11 protein-coding genes are annotated in these 13,245 nt (G+C 41.8%); 6 read left to right on the forward strand and 5 right to left on the reverse strand.

From position 1 onward, the window contains the following. Positions 1-5 precede the first annotated feature (5 nt). From J2S07_RS01600 to J2S07_RS01625, 6 genes are all read left to right on the forward strand, one after another. A complete protein-coding gene (locus J2S07_RS01600) occupies positions 6-1,019 on the forward strand; it encodes an ABC transporter ATP-binding protein (RefSeq protein ID WP_307148641.1) in 1,014 nt (337 codons plus the stop codon). Next, positions 1,000-1,983 (forward strand): ABC transporter ATP-binding protein, encoded by a 984-nt coding sequence (locus tag J2S07_RS01605; protein ID WP_307148642.1) that lies wholly within the window; start codon positions 1,000-1,002, stop codon positions 1,981-1,983. The genes J2S07_RS01600 and J2S07_RS01605 overlap by 20 nt, the downstream gene beginning before the upstream one ends. A gap of 39 nt (positions 1,984-2,022) precedes the next feature. Beyond that, positions 2,023-2,415: an OsmC family protein gene (locus tag J2S07_RS01610; protein WP_307148643.1), complete on the forward strand. Its 393-nt coding sequence runs from the start codon at positions 2,023-2,025 to the stop codon at positions 2,413-2,415. A gap of 127 nt (positions 2,416-2,542) precedes the next feature. Continuing rightward, positions 2,543-2,974, forward strand: a complete 432-nt coding sequence (locus J2S07_RS01615; protein ID WP_307148644.1) for a pyridoxamine 5'-phosphate oxidase family protein — start codon at positions 2,543-2,545, stop codon at positions 2,972-2,974. A gap of 190 nt (positions 2,975-3,164) precedes the next feature. Continuing rightward, positions 3,165-3,704, forward strand: coding sequence for a cupin domain-containing protein (locus J2S07_RS01620; RefSeq protein WP_307148645.1), 540 nt, complete (start codon positions 3,165-3,167; stop codon positions 3,702-3,704). Positions 3,705-4,052: 348 nt separating this feature from the next. After that, positions 4,053-5,426, forward strand: coding sequence for an MDR family MFS transporter (locus tag J2S07_RS01625; protein ID WP_307148646.1), 1,374 nt, complete (start codon positions 4,053-4,055; stop codon positions 5,424-5,426). Between the two features lie 260 nt (positions 5,427-5,686). Here J2S07_RS01625 and narI read toward each other — a convergent pair whose 3' ends face one another. The 5 genes from narI to J2S07_RS01650 form a co-directional block, all read right to left on the reverse strand. Beyond that, positions 5,687-6,376: a respiratory nitrate reductase subunit gamma gene (gene narI, locus J2S07_RS01630; RefSeq protein WP_307148647.1), complete on the reverse strand. Its 690-nt coding sequence runs from the start codon at positions 6,374-6,376 to the stop codon at positions 5,687-5,689. Beyond that, the gene (narJ, locus tag J2S07_RS01635) at positions 6,352-6,960 is read right to left on the reverse strand and encodes a nitrate reductase molybdenum cofactor assembly chaperone (protein ID WP_307148648.1); all 609 of its coding nucleotides are present in this window, start codon (positions 6,958-6,960) and stop codon (positions 6,352-6,354) included. Before narJ ends, narI begins: the two co-directional genes overlap by 25 nt. A 79-nt stretch (positions 6,961-7,039) precedes the next feature. Further along, positions 7,040-8,506, reverse strand: a complete 1,467-nt coding sequence (narH, locus tag J2S07_RS01640) for a nitrate reductase subunit beta (RefSeq protein ID WP_307148649.1) — start codon at positions 8,504-8,506, stop codon at positions 7,040-7,042. After that, positions 8,496-12,164: a nitrate reductase subunit alpha gene (locus J2S07_RS01645; RefSeq protein WP_307148650.1), complete on the reverse strand. Its 3,669-nt coding sequence runs from the start codon at positions 12,162-12,164 to the stop codon at positions 8,496-8,498. Before J2S07_RS01645 ends, narH begins: the two co-directional genes overlap by 11 nt. Before the next feature lie 273 nt (positions 12,165-12,437). Further along, positions 12,438-13,136, reverse strand: coding sequence for a Crp/Fnr family transcriptional regulator (locus tag J2S07_RS01650; protein ID WP_307148651.1), 699 nt, complete (start codon positions 13,134-13,136; stop codon positions 12,438-12,440). Between the last annotated feature and the right edge of the window lie 109 nt (positions 13,137-13,245).

Consider the following 13,245-nt stretch of genomic DNA (forward strand, 5'->3'; position numbering starts at 1 on the left):
TATTCATGACGGGTCAGCCTCTTTTAGAAGTGAAAAATTTAAGAACGCATTTTTATACAGATCGGGGTCAGGTAACGGCAGTGGATGGGGTTAGCTTCCACGTTCATGAAGGAGAGATTGTCGGAGTCGTTGGTGAATCCGGCTGTGGGAAAAGTGTGATGTCTCAGTCGATTATGCGCCTTTTTGATGAGAAGTACACGGTTGAATACGAAGGCGAAATTAATTTCAACGGAGAAAATCTTTTGGCATTTTCCAATGGGAAAATGCAGAAGATCCGTGGGAATGACATTTCGATGATTTTCCAAGATCCACTCAGCTCATTGAATCCTGTTTATACCATTGGGGATCAAATTAGAGAATCCATCCGGCTGCACCAAAAGGTTTCGAAAAAGGAAGCCTTTGACAAAGCAGTTGAAATGTTAAGGTTAGTGGGTATTCCAGCTCCTGAGAAAAGAGTGAATGAGTATCCTCATCAATTATCAGGAGGGATGCAGCAGCGGGCCATGATTGCGATGGCTTTATCATGTGAGCCTAAGCTGCTTATTGCTGATGAGCCGACGACAGCCTTAGACGTTACAATTCAAGCGCAAATCCTAGATTTAATGGTGGAGTTGAATAAAAAGCTCGGGATGGGCGTCATTTTTATCACACATGATTTGGGGGTTGTTGCAGAGGTTTGTACACGAGTGATGGTCATGTATCTCGGTCAAATAGTAGAGGAAATGGATACGGATCAGTTGTTCACTCGTCCGCTCCACCCATATACAAGAGGATTAATGCAATCGATTCCTCAATTGGATGGGGACCGCTCGAAGGAACTTCATGTCATAAAAGGGACGGTACCTTCCCTTGACAATGTTCCAAAGGGCTGCCGTTTTGCCTCACGTTGTCCCTTTGCCGATGATCAATGTCGAGAGAGTGCTCCTGAACTAAGGGTACATGAAGGAAATCATAGGGTCAGATGCTGGCATTATGAAAAAATTGACGAGGAGGGTGCATATGGCCGAGCAAGCAAATGAACCGCTTCTTGATGTTCGAAATTTACAAAAGTTCTTTCCTGTCACTGGTCAGCTTGGACGCATAGGAGGAGTAAAGGGGCAAGTCAAAGCGGTCAATGATGTCTCGTTTCAGTTGTTTGAAGGAGAGACCTATGGCCTTGTTGGAGAATCGGGCTGTGGGAAGAGTACCACAGGAAGAACTCTTCTTCGTTTGACTGAACCGACTGGCGGAAAGACAATCTATAAGAATCAAGATATTTTTCAAGCCTCGAAAAAAGAGCTTCGCAGTCTGCGCAAGGATTTGCAAATGGTGTTTCAGGATCCATACTCATCGTTGAATCCTCGCAAGCGGATTGGGCAAACGTTAGAGGAGCCTTTAGTGATTCACTCCCTTGGTTCAAAGGAGGAGCGGAGAGAAAGGGTTTTTGATATCTTGAATAAAGTTGGCCTGGGTGTAGAGCATTATTATCGCTATCCTCACGAGTTTTCTGGTGGACAAAGACAGCGTCTTGGTCTTGCTAGAGCTCTTGTCATGAATCCAAAGGTCGTTATTTATGATGAACCAGTTTCGGCTCTTGATGTTTCGATTCAATCCCAGGTTATTAATCTACTAAAAAAGCTGCAGGACGATCTGAAGCTGACATATCTTTTTATTACCCATGATATCAGTGTGGTAAGGCATATTTCCGACCGAATTGGGGTTATGTATTTAGGGAAAATTGTGGAGGAGGCTCCGACAGATAGCTTGTTTGCTTCCCCGCTTCACCCTTATACGAAGGCCTTGTTTTCGGCAGTGCCTGGTGCCAACAGGGAGCATAAAAAGGAACGCATTGTGTTAAAAGGAGAAATTCCATCTCCATTGAATCCACCATCTGGATGCATGTTTCACACTCGATGTCCTTTTGCGATGGATATTTGTAAAAAAGAAGTTCCCGTCAAAAAAGAAATGGAGTCGAAGCATTTTGTTGCTTGCCATTTGTATTGATTCGTTGCGGTAGACGGGAAACATAAGGAGGAGAATAGAATGGCAATCATTAAGAAAAAGGATGGTCAATTCGGAGTTTATAATGAAGCAGGTTACCAGGTAGAAGGAAGTTTCTCTGCGAACCTAGAAGGACTGAATCCAAAGGAAATGCTTGAAGCTTCGTTGGCGCTTTGCACGACCATCGTTATTCAACGAATGTTCGAGCGTGACGGAATTGAGTATCAAGAGGGCGATTTTTCCGTTGAGGTCAATGCAATCAAAGCAGGTGATAGTCCATCACGGTTTGAGGAATGCATCATGAAAATCACTCTTCCTCCTCATCTTGAGGATTCTTACAAGAACAAGCTTATCGTTTCAGCTGAAAGAGCTTGTACCATTGGTAACACCCTGAGAAAAGGGCTCACAATAAGAACAGAGAAAGTGGATAACTAAGTGATTCGGCATAGTCCCATAAAAAGGGACTGTGCTTTTTTGTTTTATTGAGCTTTGTCACTGAGAATGAAAGAATAGAAGTGTATAGTTAAGGGGAAAAGTTAGTTTTGATGAAAGTGGTGACATTATGGAAAAAGAAAACCTTTTAAATGAAATTTCTAGAATAATTAGTGAGAGCCGACTTGGGACGCTGAGCACGATGAGAGGAGATCAACCCTTTTCACGGTATATGATCTTCCGCCATGATGGCTTCAAGTTGTATTGTGTATCCAGTAAGCAGACCAATAAGGTACGAGATATTGAACACAATGACAAGGTTCATATTTTGCTGGGGTTTGAAGGTGGAGGATTTGGTAAGCCTTATTTGGATATCAGCGCAACGGCCACTATCCACGATGAAAAGGAATTAAAGGACCGTCTATGGCATGATAATTTTCTCAAATATTTGGAGGGACCGAATGATCCGAACTATATTGTAATCGAATGTGAGCCGAAAATCATTCGTCTAATCAATCATCCTGATTTGGACGGTCCTTACACTTTCGATGTAGTATCCTAGGGGGGCTAAAACAAGGGCCTTGGTCTACTAGATAAAAGAGAATCTTGTTCAACGGGTAGCCAATCAGGTTTGTTATAAAATTGTCTTCTTTACACTCGTGATTCATAGGAATAAAAAAGTCATTAAGAAGTACACTCCCCTCATATGTCGCATAGGATGATTTTGTAAATATGTGAAGGGGTTGAATAATATGTACGATCCTTATCGTTCATTTCCATACCATTATCAATATCATCCAATGTATGTGAGACAACCTATGTATTGGTTTGACGATGCAAACCGAATTAACATTCTACCGACCACGAATCAGAGCAACTACCTAAAGCTAAAGGATAATGGTCCAAATCCATTTGTAGTAAATATTAATACGGCCTCAAGGCAAAACAACAATTATCGAATGGCTTTATGGACTGGACATCATTTGCAGGTGACATTAATGAGCCTGAAACCTGGGGAGGATATTGGCTTAGAAATTCATCCTCATCTAGATCAATTCCTCCGTATTGAAAAGGGTCGAGGGGTTGTTCAAATGGGAAGGAGCAGGGACAATCTAAATTTTGTTAAAAGAGTATCCGATGATTCTGCCATTATGGTCCCTGCTGGAACATGGCATAATGTAAGAAATACAGGTAGCTCCCCACTAAAACTCTACTCTATTTATGCTCCACCACAGCATCCATATGGAACAGTCCAGGCTACGAAAGCACAAGCCATGGCTACAGGGCACTAGAATGAATGATGCGCTCCCTAAGAAAGATCAAATCCTCGATGATTTGGTCTTTTTGTTTGCCCCTGAAAAAATGATCCTTAGCAAGAATCTCAAGGTTTTGGGGTAAGCCCACAGACCATTCATGCTACAATGGAGAATTTTTTTACTTGAGGGGCGCGAGCATTTCCTTTTGGAGAGAAGAGCTTTATACGTTAGAACGAAAATGTGTAAATCCAATAGTTTTTCTTGTATAATGTAATTATCAAAGATTTTATCTTGCGAAAAGTAACGAAAAGAAATAGTAAAATCTAGTAAGCACCTTCTATAGCAAGGGTGCTTTTGTATTGGATGATAAAAGGGGGAACAGTTTTGCAAAAGGAAACAAATAAGAAATTAGTGATCGTTGCCCTCTTAATTGCAACTTTTTTGACGGCGATTGAAGGGACGATAGTCAGTACGGCAATGCCAAGAATTGTGGAAGATTTAGGAGGAAGTCATCTATATACATGGGTGATTTCAATCTATTTATTGGCATTAGTTATCAGTACACCTGTATTTGGGAAGCTCGCTGATTTATACGGAAGAAAGCTGATGTTTACCATTGGTACGATTATTTTCCTTATTGGTTCAATGCTTTCAGGAATCTCGCAAACGATGGAACAATTGGTCATCTTCCGCCTAATTCAAGGAATTGGAGCGGGTGCTTTGGCGACGATTCCTTTTACGATTATTGGTGATGTGTTCGAGTTCAAGATGCGTGCAAAAATGCAGGGCTGGATGAGCAGTGTGTGGGGGATTGCCGGGATTGTTGGACCGCTAGCGGGTGGAGTGATTGTCGATCAAATCACATGGCATTGGATTTTCTTTATGAATCTTCCATTTGGAATTATATCCTTATTCCTTCTTTGGACAGCTTTACAAGAAAACATTGAAAAGAAGAAGCAAATTATCGACTATGCTGGAATTATTACCTTTGCGATTTGTATGACCGCCTTTTTGTATGCGTTGACCTTGCTGAAGGATAATAAGCAGTTAACAGGAAATATTTCGCTTCTATTCATTATTGCAATTATTACCCTTGGAGTATTCTTTTGGATTGAAGCAAAAGGGAAGGAGCCGATGCTGCCGCTTTCCTTGTTCAAAAATCGCTTTATTACGATTTCGAATATCTCTGGATTTTTATTAGGATTTATTCTTGTTACGGTTACTTTCTATATTCCATTATGGGTGCAAGGGGTGACAGGCTTAAATGCTACCTATTCCGGAATTGCGATGATGCCGATGTCCCTCACATGGCCGATTGGTGCAATGGTATCGGGAAGACTGATGAGTAAGAGGTCGATCGGTAGTATTACCTTAACCGGGATTGCCGTTGTGATCGTCAGCTGTATCATGCTCGTATTCTTTAATACGGAAACAACGATTCCATGGATGCTGGTCGTAACAGGAGTGATTGGTTTTGGCTTTGGCTTATCCCTTACTGCTTTTACAGTTGCGGTTCAATCGGCTGTGGAATGGAAAATTCGAGGAGCAGCGATGGGATCGAATAACTTAATGAGAAATCTTGGGCAGGTCATTGGAATTGCGATTTCTGGTTTGTTATTGAGCGATGAGCTGAAGGGTCAAGCACTGGAATCAAGCTTGCATTCGGTTTTTATTTTGCTAACCGTGCTAGCAGTAGTTTCATTTGTTGTAACGAGCTTGCTTCTTAAGGAAAAAGAAACAGCATTAGTAACTGAGTAAAAACATTTGGATTTCTTGCATTTGAACGAAACCCAATAGCTCTTATTGGGTATAACCTGCGGAATTCAATTGTTTGAACAATACCCAATAGCCAATAATGGCTTGCTTTTTAAAATTTCCTAACCCATCCATAATAAATCTCTATTACAAAGTATTTTTATGATGGCAAATATAAAGGCTTTCCAAACAGATAGGGTAACTGTCTTTTGGAAAGCCTTTTCTGGGGCTTATCAGAATCAGACAGCCCCATCTTCTATTATCTATAGATTTTGCTGTCTTGGTCCACGCTTACGGTAAATGACATAGCTTCGGGATAAATAACGAAGCGGTGCACTAAATACATGGACAAGGCGGGTAAACGGCCATGCCGCAAAAATTCCAAATACAGCAAGAATATGAATTTTGAACCAAAGTGGAACATCAGCCATCAGACTGGCATCCGCGCGGAAGGTAAGAACTCCCCTTAGCCAAGGTCCAATCGTTGTCCGATAATCAAATCCTTGAGAGTCGATATTAAGGAATGTTGCAGACATTCCCGATAAGACGACAATCACCAAACAGATTAAACTAACCCAGTCGCCTTTTGTACTGGTTACGACAAGACGCCTTACGGTCATGCGTCGGTAACAAAGGATTAGAAGCCCAATTGCTGCTGCGATCCCGGCAGGAATTCCTCCAATTAGGGCGATGGTGTGATATTGATGCTCCGACACTCCCATAGTCTCATAGACTTCAATCGGAATTAATAGCCCCATCACATGTCCACCAAATACAAAGATAATTCCCCAATGAAAAAGATTGCTACCTATTCGAAGCAATTTCTTTTCCAGAAGCTCACTGGACTTTGATGTCCACCCAAACTGATCATGCTGATAACGATATATATGCCCGCCGATAAAGATCGTTAGGACGATATAGGGGAGGACTACCCATAAAAACTGTTCGTACATATTTCTTCGCTCCTCCTTACGGCCTTTGTAATGCCCGCTTCCTTAAGAGCAAGCATCATTGCCTTCATAATGTGACCATAAAGGTTCTGTTTCGGATCTAATTTTGATTCGATTTCTTTAATATTTTCCAAGTATCGGTCAAAAATAGGTCTAAATGTTTCCTGCTCAACCTGGCTCGCAAATTCAAGCATTACTGGGAGATAATCAGGGAGTTCTTTATCTGTTACATGAAATCCATGCAATTTATAATAGTTTTTCAAGAATAAAAGGTCCATGCCTCTTTCTCTTTGCTCTCCATTGGTCATGTACGTAACGTAAAGATTTGTTTTCTTACCGAAATCGAATGTATCCACATAGGTAGAAATAAAATCAGCCGTTGATAGAATTGTAGCTTTATTTAGAAATTGCTGAAGCTCTTCTTTTAATTTGGAGTTTGATAAAGAATCAAGCTCTTCTTGGAGATCCTCAAGCGACTCAATAAATTCTTGGTTGGGATAACTCAATAAATACGAGCAAAATTGAAAACCTAGCTTAATTTCCTGTTCAATCATGCTTTCACCACCCATTTCAATTATTTGAGTCAAAAGTGTCCACTCCATATGGACACTTTTGACAAAAAGTCCACCGGCGGTACCTGGTACCACTTGGAAGGGGTACCACCTATTAGAGTGTTCCGCATGCGCCTGGGCCGCCGGCGAAGGCAAGACCACAGCTACCTTGCTCATCGTAAAGGTCAGCGACTTCTTCACGATGGGATGCTGGGATAACGAAACGGTCTTCATATTTGGCAATCGCAAGGAGGCGATACATGTCCTTAATATCCTGCTCGCTTAAGCCTAGGTCTTTCACAATATCCACATTTGGAGTCTTATTTGTTTGTACACTTCTCATATACGTTCTCATAACCGCCATTTTCTTTAATACGTTGCGGATGTGAGACTCATCTCCGGCTGTAAGAAGATTGGCCAAATATTCAATTGGAATTCTCATTTGATCGATCGCTGGGAAGATGTCCTCCGCATTTGAGCTGCTTCCAACCCCTTCAAACATGTTCATGATTGGGCTTAGTGGTGGAATATACCAAACCATTGGCATCGTGCGATATTCAGGATGTAGCGGTAGGGCAATTTTCCAATCGATGATCATTTTGTAAATAGGTGATTTCTGAGCAGCCTCAATGAATTCCATTGGAATGCCTTCCTTTTTGGCCTCAGCAATAACTTCAGGATCATGAGGATCAAGGAAAATATCTAATTGTGCATGATACAGATCCTTTTCATCGGCAAGAGCCGCTTCCTCAACCTTATCCGCATCATAGAGCATTACACCAAGATAACGAATCCGACCTACACAGGTCTCAGAACAAATCGTTGGCATACCAGCTTCAATTCTTGGGAAGCATAGCGTACACTTCTCTGCTTTATTTGTTTGCCAGTTAAAATATACTTTCTTATATGGACAGGAAGTAACACAATGTCTCCAAGCACGGCAAGCGTTCTGGTCAACAAGGACGATCCCGTCTTCATCGCGTTTGTACATCGCTCCTGAAGGACAGGCACTTACACAAGCAGGGTTTATACAGTGTTCACAAATTCTTGGAAGATACATCATGAATACATCTTCAAATTCAGTGCGAATTTGGTTTTCCATTTTCTCTACGTTCGGATCTTGAAGGCCAGTAATATGGCCGCCAGCAAGGTCATCCTCCCAGTTTGGTCCCCAGAGAATTTCCATGAAATCACCAGTCAGAGACGACTTTGGACGAGCCACAGGCTGAACTTTACGCTCTGGACTATTGGTTAATGTTTCATAATCGTAGTTCCATGGTTCATAGTAATCATCGATTTCTGGAAGATCTGGATTATAAAACAAATTGAGTAATCGCTTCATTTTGGAGCCTGATTTAAGCTGAAGCTTGCCGTTTTTCACTTCCCAACCGCCGCGATACTTCTCCTGGTCCTCCCAACGCTTTGGATAGCCGATACCTGGCTTTGTTTCCACGTTGTTGAAGTACATATATTCCGCACCTGGACGGTTCGTCCAGGTGTTTTTACAGGTTACACTACATGTATGACAGCCAATACATTTATCTAAATTCATGACCATCCCAATTTGAGCTTTAATCTTCAAGCCAATCAACCTCCTTGAGTTTACGGATGACCACATTTACGTCACGTTGATTTCCTGTTGGTCCGTAATAGTTAAAGCCATAGCTTAGCTGTGCATAGCCACCGATCATATGGGTAGGCTTCACATAAATTCTTGTTGGGCTATTATGAGTACCTCCGCGATTGCTGGTAAGGTTTGTACCTGGTACGTTAATATGTCGGTCCTGAGCGTGATGCATAAAGGCCATTCCTCTTGGAATTCTGTGTGAGACAACCGCTCTTGCAACGACGACACCGTTGCGGTTAAAGCACTCGATCCAATCATTATCTAGAACGCCAACATCAGCGGCATCATCCTTGTTCATCCATACGGTTGGACCACCGCGGAAAAGGGTGAGCATTGGTTGTGAATCAAAATACATACTGTGAATCGACCACTTATTATGCGGTGTTAAGTAGTTCAGAACAATTTCTTTGCCTTCCTCTTCAGGACGGTTTTTCTTAAATGGTTTATGTTGAAGAATTGGCTTAAAGGTGGCCATTGCTTCTCCAAATTCCTGCATCGTTTCATGATCAATATAGAATGACTGTCTTCCCGTAATCGTTCTCCAAGGAATAAGTCGTTCAACATTGGTTGTAAATGGTGAATAACGTCGTCCACCTTTTTCAGAACCACTAAAAGCAGGGGAGGTGATCACCGTTTTTGGCTGAGCTGTAATTTGGGCAAATGTAAAACATTCTTCTTCCCGTTCAGCAGCTAAGTCGACTAGTTCAAGATCTGTTTTCTTCTCAAGTGCTTCCCATGCTTTAACCGCCATTCTTCCGTTTGAAGTAGAAGAAAGAGTTAGTACTGCTTCACATGCACTTTTGGCCGTTTCAATGCTAGGACAGCCATCACCGATTCCACCTTGGTGAGTTCCAAGAACCTTCTTCAATTTTTCATATTCTTCTTCTGCGGACCATGTAATTCCCTTTATTCCATATGGAGCGTTCTTGACATTTGGTCCTAAAGTGATCATTTTGTCATAAATAAGCTTGTAATCCCTCTCAACGACATGGATCTGTGGCATCGTTTTCCCAGGAATCGGCTCGCATTCGCCTTTACTCCAGTCCTTCACGATTCCAAGCGGCTGTGCTAGCTCCTGCGGTGTATCATGGAGCAATGGTGTAGCTACAACCTCTTTTAGTGGTTCCATTTCTAGTTCAGCAGCCATTTCTGATACGTTTTTGGCAATTGATTTGAAAATCTCCCAGTCTGAACGTGATTCCCATGGTGTTGAAACAGCTGGATTAAATGGATGGATAAATGGATGCATATCCGTACTGTTCAAATCATGTTTTTCATACCAGGTTGCTGCCGGTAAAATAATGTCTGAATATAGTCCTGTACCTGCCATACGGAAATCAAGATCAATGAGTAAATCGAGTTTTCCTTCAGCCGCCTTGTCATGCCACTTAATTTCTTCAGGGCGCAGGCTGTCATCATCATCATTTAATACTCCGCTTTGTGCTCCTAGTAAATGCTTTAAGAAATATTCATGTCCTTTTCCAGAACTAGAAATAAGGTTTGAACGCCAAACAAATAGATTTCTAGGGAAGTTTACAGGATTATCCGGATCTTCTATCGCGAACTGTAATTTGCGGTCTTTTAGTTTTGCTGCTACATATTTTCCGACTTCCTCAGGTGTATTAGCCCCAGCTTGTTCAGCCTCTTTGTAGAGGTCAATGGTGTTTTGATCAAATGTAGGGTAAGAAGGAAGCCAGCCAAGTCTTGCTGCCATAACGTTATAATCGGCATAATGATCGTAGCGGGCTTTGTCATACAATGGTGAAATATGATCACTTACTGGATGCTCTTCATAACGCCACTGGTCTGTTGAAAAATAGAAAAATGACGTTCCGTTTTGAAGCTTAGCTGGACCTGACCAGTCTTTTGCTGTTGCAATCGTTTGCCAGCCCTCAACAGGTCGGAGCTTCTCTTGACCAACATAGTGAGCCCAGCCACCACCATTCACACCTTGTGCACCGACAAATAGAACAAGATTTAAGACGGCGCGATAAATCGTATCGGCATTGAACCAGTGATTGATTCCCGCACCGACGATGATCATGGAGCGACCATTTGTATCAAGGGCATTTTGGGCAAACTCTCGAGCAATTTGTGTGACTAGTTCTGGTTTAACACCAGTAATTTTTTCCTGCCATTCAGGTGTGAAAATCGAATCGTTCATCGAAGTTCCACCAAGTCCACGGTCAACCCCATAGTTTGCAAGTGTAAGGTCGTAGACGGTTGTTGTATAGAAGACCTCTCCATTTACCTCTACTTTTTTCATTGGGACGTTTCGATAAAGAATTTGATTGCCTTCATGGGAAAAATAAGGAAGCTTCACAGTTGCGATTTCTTCTTCGATTCCTTCGAAAGACAATCTTGGATCGATTTTTTCTTCGGTTTCTTCGTCGATCATTTTAAGATTCCATTTTGCTTTGTCTTCCCAGCGAGCGCCCATCGTTCCATGAGGAATCACCAATTTGCCGTTCAGATTGTTGAAAAGGACAGGCTTAAACTCACCGTTTTCAGTTGCTTTACCAAGGTCGGCAGCATTTAGGAAGCGATCAGGAATGAACTGCTCCCCGTCTTTTTTCAAGGTCACAACAAATGGGAAATCAGTATATTGCTTCGCATAGCTGATAAAGTAGTCATGCTGATTCTCTACATAGAATTCTTTCAAAATGACATGGCCCATCGCCATGGCAACGGCCCCATCCGTTCCTTGCTTGACCTTCATCCAATCATCAGAAAACTTGGTGGACTCCGCGTAATCAGGGCTGACTGAAACAACCTTTGTCCCACGATAGCGAACTTCTGCAAGGAAATGGGCATCAGGTGTCCGTGTTTGCGGAACGTTTGAACCCCATGTCATGATGTAGCCGGAATTATACCAGTCACTGCTTTCAGGCACGTCCGTTTGATCGCCCCAAATTTGTGGGGAGGCAGGAGGGAGGTCCGCATACCAATCATAGAAGCTTAGCATTGGTCCGCCCATTAGAGACATGAAGCGAGAGCCTGATGCGTAGCTAATCATCGACATCGCTGGAATCGGTGTGAACCCGACATTTCGATCTGGGCCATATTTGATGATGGTGTAAAGTAGGGATGCCGAAATAAGCTTTAATACTTCATGCCATTCTGCTCGCACCAATCCGCCTTTTCCTCTTGCTTGCTTGTATGTCTTTGCCTTTTCAGGATTTTCAACAATGCTCTTCCATGCTTCTAAAGGATTTGAATTTACCTTTAAAGCCTCACGCCACATGTCTAAAAGAACGCCACGGATGTATGGGTATTTAACACGCAGCGGGCTGTAAAGATACCAAGAAAAGCTCGCACCACGGGGGCAACCACGTGGTTCAAAATCTGGCATATCTGGACCTGTTGATGGGTAGTCAAGCTTTTGACCTTCCCAGGTGACAATGCCGTCCTTTACGTAAATATCCCAGCTGCATGAACCTGTACAGTTAACGCCGTGGGTAGAACGTACAACCTTGTCATGCTGCCATCTCTGGCGGTACGCTTGCTCCCAATCACGATTTTCATAGGTTGTTTGGCTATGGTTATTGGATTGTTTTTCAACTGGAGTTAAGTATTTTAAACGATTTTGTAAAGGTGATCGTTTCTTTTTCATGGAAAATCACTCCTTATTTTGTTTTGACTGTTATTTGGAATGCCTGACTAAACTTACTTTAACAATGCGTAAACAATAGAAGCTGTAAAGTACTTCACATTTTGGGGTCTGACACATATTTGTCACATCCGGGGTTGACGGGAAAGGGAGTAGAGGTGGTTGGCAAAAGGACTCGTAGAATTAAAAAAAGCTGACTCGAGAGTCAGCTTAATCCTATCCATTATTCAAGCTATGTTGCTGGATTATGGTTAATCGCAATTGGTGAAAAGAACGTTATTCAATACTACAAAAAACAGCGGGACAATTTTCACAATCAATTTCTTTTTTAATATACTGGAGGTCATGAATCGTAATTTTCTTTTTCTCTATTGAGATAACGCCTTTTCGTTTGAGTTCATTCAATAAATGATTCGTACTTTCCCGTGTTGTTCCACAGAAATTGCCAAGCTCCTGATTGGTTAAGGGAAGATCAATTAAAATACCATCCTCCTGCTCAACCCCATAGCTATTTGTCATCCGAATTAAGGTAGAGTAGAGAGCTCCTTTTTTACCGTAAAGAACGAGATCACGGAACTTCATTTGTGTTTTTCTAAAGTGGTCACTCATCCATTTGATAAACTCAAAGCCGAGGGCACTATCTTGAAAAATTTTCTCTTCGATCATTTCTTTTTTTATTACCGCGATTTCTCCATCCTCAAGCATCAATGCACTAAGAAGGTATTTAGGTGAATTCGTGAACAAGGTTAATTCTCCACAAATGTCATTTTCGCTGCAGATTCTTAAGGAAAGCTCGCGGCCATCTGCGGTGATTTTACTTATTTGAATTTTCCCCGAAATGACTAAATACAGCTCGCCAGCATCCTGACCTTCTTGGAACAAATATTGTCCTTTTTCCACTTGAATGATTCTATCCGCAATATGAAGTAATTCTTTTATCTCAATTGATTTTGTAGGTTTCAGCGTGTTAGGCATTTTATCCCCACCTGACATTTTTTCGTATTCTTTTATTCTAACATATATTATTTTAGCACTTTATAGATGAAATATGGAAATATGAAATGTTTATGAACATGGTAAAAAT

Source organism: Anoxybacillus andreesenii, assembly GCF_030813005.1.
Classification (GTDB): domain Bacteria; phylum Bacillota; class Bacilli; order Bacillales; family Cytobacillaceae; genus Robertmurraya; species Robertmurraya andreesenii.

Bases quoted from the DNA above. Each gene is read 5' to 3' on its own strand.
- J2S07_RS01600 (WP_307148641.1), top strand. From the start codon at position 6: ATGACGGGTCAGCCTCTTTTAGAAGTGAAAAATTTAAGAACGCATTTT.
- J2S07_RS01605 (WP_307148642.1), top strand. From the start codon at position 1,000: ATGGCCGAGCAAGCAAATGAACCGCTTCTTGATGTTCGAAATTTACAA.
- J2S07_RS01610 (WP_307148643.1), top strand. From the start codon at position 2,023: ATGGCAATCATTAAGAAAAAGGATGGTCAATTCGGAGTTTATAATGAA.
- J2S07_RS01615 (WP_307148644.1), top strand. From the start codon at position 2,543: ATGGAAAAAGAAAACCTTTTAAATGAAATTTCTAGAATAATTAGTGAG.
- J2S07_RS01620 (WP_307148645.1), top strand. From the start codon at position 3,165: ATGTACGATCCTTATCGTTCATTTCCATACCATTATCAATATCATCCA.
- narI (WP_307148647.1), bottom strand. From the start codon at position 6,376: ATGTACGAACAGTTTTTATGGGTAGTCCTCCCCTATATCGTCCTAACG.
- J2S07_RS01645 (WP_307148650.1), bottom strand. From the start codon at position 12,164: ATGAAAAAGAAACGATCACCTTTACAAAATCGTTTAAAATACTTAACT.
- J2S07_RS01650 (WP_307148651.1), bottom strand. From the start codon at position 13,136: ATGCCTAACACGCTGAAACCTACAAAATCAATTGAGATAAAAGAATTA.